The organism is Moorena sp. SIO1F2, assembly GCF_010672755.1.
Classification (GTDB): domain Bacteria; phylum Cyanobacteriota; class Cyanobacteriia; order Cyanobacteriales; family Coleofasciculaceae; genus Moorena.
The window spans coordinates 1-6,163 of sequence record NZ_JAAHFV010000365.1 but is presented as its reverse complement, the minus strand read 5'-3'; the positions used below and the strand labels follow the sequence as shown (position 1 = coordinate 6,163).

The 6,163-nt window shown below is 45.6% G+C and carries 2 protein-coding genes; one reads left to right on the top strand and one right to left on the bottom strand.

The features are described from left to right. Window positions 1-1,026: 1,026 nt before the first annotated feature. Window positions 1,027-3,207 (top strand): cellulase family glycosylhydrolase, encoded by a 2,181-nt coding sequence (locus tag F6J94_RS28310; protein WP_293046538.1) that lies wholly within the window; start codon window positions 1,027-1,029, stop codon window positions 3,205-3,207. Window positions 3,208-3,400: 193 nt separating this feature from the next. Here F6J94_RS28310 and F6J94_RS28305 read toward each other — a convergent pair whose 3' ends face one another. Continuing rightward, entirely contained in the window at window positions 3,401-5,995 is a 2,595-nt protein-coding gene (locus F6J94_RS28305; RefSeq protein WP_293046535.1) for a glycosyltransferase family 2 protein, read from the bottom strand. Window positions 5,996-6,163: the final 168 nt, after the last annotated feature.

Sequence of the window (6,163 nt, the reverse complement as noted above, 5' to 3'; positions counted from 1 at the left end):
TCCATTAGTTTACCGTCAAACACTGGCTCCTCTTGTACTTGGATATTTAAAGGTCTAGAGCCAAACCAAGCTAGTGGTATGGTTAGGACTGTAAAGAGTGCAGCTGAAAATACAATTGGTTTCAGGACAAATTGCTTAATCGGAGATGTCATAATCAGTAGTTTCCTTCGATAGTTGCCGCATCAGCCATTTAACCTGAGCCGCGTCAGACTTTGCCAAGTTTTGATCAAGTTGTGATCTGTTTAGTCTTTCGCTCACTCCTTATCGGTGGTCAGCGGCAGAAGTTTTTTGTAGCTGCACCCTTTAATACTTTGGCTTTTCTTTAAGTTAATCCGTAGTAATCCCATGTTTCATAAAAGTTTCATGAAACGATTTACTAAGTTTATGAATTTTACATGAATAAGTAGTGAAGGTATATTTAGAGAAATAAGTAGTGAAGGTATATAAACCCCTTCTAGATTGAAACTTGCAGTTCCTAGTGATTACCTGAGAACTTTACAATTAATCAGAAGACTCCCTGAAAAACCGAGGGTTTTGAAGGTGGATGTGGGGGAAACTAAAAAGGGTTATGGAACTAAAACCCATGTTCAATAAGCGTTCGACTGTATGCCCCCCCAAAAGTTGGTAAGTTTTTTAAATACCTGCCCTGACTTAGTCTTTGGAATCTGTCAAAATACTTTGTGACGGTTGTGTGACAACCTCCCAGAAATCCCTAGCTGATTTCGAATCTAGCCTTTACCCATCAAGCATTACATGATTTTTAACCAGGGGAATTGTCGGGTTTCGGTTTTGAGGAGATACACTGACATTAGGGCTAGTTTTGGGTATTGATATTAAGGGATTGTCTATCGTAACCTACCCATTGCCCTATATATAGTATAGTGGCTTAATTTAGTTTTTCGAGTTAGCCAGGGTGACGGAAGCTCAATCTCAAGTTCTTAGGTGCGCTTGACCTTGGCGAATTAAATTCGCCACGGGTCGCACCTCTAGTTGTGACTAACTCTACCTCTTCTCTTGTAGAAACCGATGTCTAGATTTTTCCGGCACATATCCCGAGTTGCCCGCATCCTATCAACTATCCTGCTGACAATCATCAGCCATTTCGGGCAGCCTCGACGGCGCAAGCCTGGGCATAGTAGGCTTCCTAAGTACCAGCGAACCAAATTTACACTTCCTTGGCGAATCATTGGTCTTGGCTTAGCGTTAGTCTTTTTATCCCTGATGGAATTAACCTTGCCTTCTCACCATCCTGTTGATGCAGCCAATGCTGCAAGAACCATGCAGCTACCTCTTTCTACCCAAGGATCACAACTACTTGATTCCCTAGGTCGCCCGATATTACTCAGAGGGGTGAACTGGTTTGGGATTGAGACAGAGTTGCATGCTCCTCATGGGTTGTGGAAACGAGACTACAAGGATATGTTGGCGCAGATCAAAAGCTTGGGCTACAACATGATTCGGCTGCCGTTTTCTATCCAATCCCTAAGAGCCTCAGAGGTCAGTGGGATTGATTTCAACATCGGTAGCAATCGGGAGCTTTACGGTAAATCGCCCTTGGAGGTGATGGATGCCATTATCAAGGAAGCCCAGAAGCAAGGCATATTAATTTTGTTGGACTGTCACCGACTCAATGACCAACGTATTCCTCCATTATGGTACGGGGATGGGTTTACGGAAACTGATTGGATAGAAACCTGGAAAATGCTGGCAACTCGTTACCGCAATCAGCCTAATGTCATTGGTGCAGACCTGAAAAATGAACCCCATGGTCGAGCGAGCTGGGGAACAAACGATCTAGCCACTGACTGGCGACTGGCAGCACAGAGGGCTGGTAATGCCATTCTTGCAGTCAACCCCAATTGGCTGATAGTTGTTGAAGGTGTGGAAAAGAATGTTCCAGGTCAACGACTAGCAACCCATTGGCATGGGGGTAATCTGGAAGGGGTTAGGGAATATCCAGTACGTTTGTCTAATCCGAATAAGCTGGTCTATTCCCCCCATGAATACGGCCCTGGAGTGTTCAATCACTCTTGGTTTTCAGAACCGAGTTTCCCTAACAATTTGGAATACCGCTGGGAAATTGCTTGGAACTATATCGCTAGAGAAGGCATTGCGCCGATTTTGATCGGAGAATTCGGTGGTAAGGAGGTAGACCCTAACTCAAAAGAGGGAGTTTGGAAGCGGCGGCTGGTAGATTACATTAATCGAAACAACCTCAGTTTTGCCTACTGGAGTTGGAATCCCAATAGTGGGGATACTGGCGGGATCCTGCAAGATGATTGGCAGAGTGTGGAGGCTCCTAAGCAACAACTGCTTCAGGGACTGCTAATTGCCAACAATTTCGCCCCGAACGTGGGAGTTGCTCCGATTATCCCCTCAATTTCCATACCGCGACCAAGTTTCCCACCAGGCAGAACCAAACCAATGCCCACGCCATTGCCGAATTCCCAACCCAGCTCAATCGGGCAAATGCCTACACCAACGCCAAGTAGGCAGCCATCCAGGAGGGTTGCACCACTACCTCCACCCCTATCCAATCCCACACCCAGGAGGGTTGCACCACTACCCCCACCTAACCGGCGTACCAACCCTGGTGTAATCGCACCGTTACCGGCACCGTTACCGGCACCATCACCGGCACCATCACCAACTGTCACACCAAGGCAAGTTACACCCCTACCCCTACCGTCACCCCTTGCCAATCCAGGTTTAAAGGAGCCACTACCTTTACCATCCCCCAGTGCGACACCCAGCGACATGGCACCCTTACCTTCACCGCCACCCGATACCAACCAAGGTTTAAGGGAGCCAATGCCAACACCCGAACCTAGCCCTAATCTCCCTAACCCTAATCTCTCTACAAGGTCACAGACTAGAAACCGTGTCCCTTTAAAAGTGGTACCTAACCTGCATTCAGATTGGCAAGAAGGATTTTGCATCGGCATACAGGTTATCAATGAGGGCAGCACTAAGGTTGAAGACTGGGAATTAACATTCCAAATGAATCAAGCTGCGATTAACAATAGTTGGAATGGTAATTTCCAACCCCGTAACATGGAAAACTCTCAATCCTCTAAAAACTATGTGGTCACCCCGCTGGATTGGGGACGATTGATCGAACCTGGTCAAAGCCGTCATTTGGGATTCTGTGCCAACAAGCTTGGGTCTGACTACAAACCCAAGCAAATGTTGGCATCAGGGCAATAAAGATTGAATGCGTTCGCGTAGCGAACGCATCTTGCTGACAGTACTTACCAAATCAGACAGAGAGCTTTAGCATTGTTATCACCCCGTGAGCTTTTAACCTACCCTAGGGTAATTCCAAGGGGAACCTTCAACCTTCAACCTTCAACCTTCAACCTTCAACCTGATTAAACCTTCAACCTGATTAAACCTTCAACTAAAGTACCTTCAAAAGCTGTTTAATTTTGGTCTCCTGTTTCTGCTTTAATTGGTCTGGGAACTTCAACTCAATGGCAACTTGATCGGATAAATCTTCGACATCCACAATTTGAGCCAACAATCGCTGTGGTAACTGGTTAGTCGATTCCTGACTCAATAGCAAGCCAACGAAGGGTTGGTCTTGCTCCATTCTTCGTAAATCTTCTGGTGTGAGCAATGGACTAGTTTGCTCCGTGGTATCAGAATAGGCAGTGCTGCGTTCTAATTCAACCCGTAAACTCATCACTCCCATTTCAGTTGCCCTACCACTGTAAAACTTACCTTCCCAATAAAGCTGAGCAGTAGCCCTAATCTGTTTACGCACCTTAGTACTAGTTTGGGTATTCAACTCTCGGAAGGCACGGAACACACCAGTGGCTAAGAAACCTAAGGAGCCCATAGGTCGGTCTAAGGTCGCACGCTTCTGGGAATACCACTCCCTGACATCGGAATAAATTACTAGGACTAAATCATCTAGCTGAGCTTGAGTGAGGTTGATAAAATTAATCGCAAGGTGAACTTGATGGTCACTAATCGGTGTCTTGCGGATAATTTCTCCAGCAACAAAGGCTCGTCTGCCGTAATCTCCCACAATTTCAAGGTCTACTTGATCAGGTAGGTTGGGCCAGCTATCTAAGGCAATTAAAACTCCGCTTTCTGATATATTAACCGTTTCCCCTGGCCAACTCTGGTCAGTGGTGTGAATTGTCACCGGAAGGCGTCGTAGCAGGCGGTGTTTGGGGCGTTGTTGGGGTTGTTCAAAGGCAACCAACAAACCTGCTGTCAGCAGAATCAAGTTAAAGACGCACCACATGGCGTTAACCAAGACCGCTTCTGCATCTTCTGGACGGAGCAGCAGCCAAAAGGGAACAGCTAGTAAGGCAGCAATCACTATAGCTGTTACTACCAAAAGACCCTGTACTGACTGCCAATCAAAACTCCGCTGACTAACCGATACCCCCTTGTCAGTTACATTAAATGAACCGAGCTTGGGGTTAATCACCGCCATCAGAGTGACATACCCCGTCTGGAATGACATCACAAATTCAAACACCTCGTTCCAGAAGGAAAAGCGAACTTCTTTGTAGGTGATATAGTTAGCATTGAGGCTAATCAGTAGATGGGGCAGGGCATAAAATAAGGTTTCTAGCCCCAAACCCTGAATGGGATTGATGCCAAACAATAGGAATAGAGTGGGAGTGATAGCGTAAATCAGCCGGGGAAAGCCATAGAAGAAGTGGGAGGTGGCTGAAAAATAGCAAATCCGCTGGCCTAAGGTGAGATGTTTTGCCTTCCAGTTCAACAAGGGGAATTCTAGCCGTAGAATCTGAGCCATTCCCCTTGCCCAACGCACTTGCTGACCCACATAGGAGGCAAAGGTTTCAGGGGCTAAGCCAGCAACCATAATCTGGTCATAGTACACTGACTCATAACCTAAGGAATGGAGTCGGAAGGCCGTGTGACAATCTTCTGTAACGGTTTCAACGGCAATTCCCCCAATCTCCAGCGCATGGTTTTTGCGAATTACCGCTGCTGAGCCACAGAAAAAGGAAGCATTCCAGAAGTCATTGCCCTTTTGCAGTACTTTATAAAAGAGTTCATTCATCACTGGAATCTCACCCTTAGTATAGAGATTTCGCTCAAAGGGGTCGGGGTTAAAGAACCAGTGGGGCGTTTGCACAAAGGATACGTTTGGGTTGTAGAAAAACCCGACTGTGCGCATCAGCAATTTTCGCACTGGAATGTGATCGCAGTCCAGAATCAATACCAGATCGCCCTTGGTAGTCTTAAAAGCTGTGTTGATATTACCTGCCTTGGCATGATCATTGTTAGGTCTAGTCAACAATTTACAGCCGATTTCTTCGCACATCTGCTTCAACTTTTTGCGACGCTCTGGATACTTTCTGCCATCATCTAAGACATAGACTTGTTTTTTATCCTCCGGATAGTCCATAGCCAGAGCGGCTACTGCTGTATTGCGGACAATTTCCACAGGCTCGTTGTAGGTTGGAATGTAGATATCAACCTTGAACCATTGGTCTTGAGGATAGTTAGCCAGATCAACGGTTTCTCGGTCTTTGATTTTGATAGTTTGAAAATAAGCTAGCAATAGGGTTAGAATTGCATACAATTCCGCCCCCAACAACAGCACACAGAAAAACCCGTTGATCCAAGTATCAAAATTTAGGGTATAGGCAAAGCGATAGTATAGGTAGCGCATGGTGGTCACCAGGCTCAGCCATACTAAAAACAGATGAAAATACTCACTGACTGTTTTATCAGATTGTTTGGCTTCAGTGCGCACTACCACTTGACCAACCAATATTAGTGCGATCGCTACAATCCCCTGCTGCCTGACTGTTAGGGGTGTAGTAATCAGGGGTATGGATAGCAACACCAGCAGCAAAATCAGCCACCACAAGTGATTCGACCCTAGCCGTGCTAGGACTCGGTCAAAAAACCGAGGTAGGCGATCAACGAGTAATGTAATTAAAGGGGATCGACGAGGGCGATTTTGCCTATTTCTCGATTGTTTGAATAAGGAAAAAGACATAGCAATTTATAGCATTTTGATTTGAGATGTGAAACTAATATTGATGTAAGTATTCAGCCGTAAGCTATCAGCTATCAGCTGATAGCTTACAGTGGAATTTTGATTTAATCCTATTTAATATACAAACAATCCTAAAGACTAATTAAAACTAAAGACTAATCACTAATC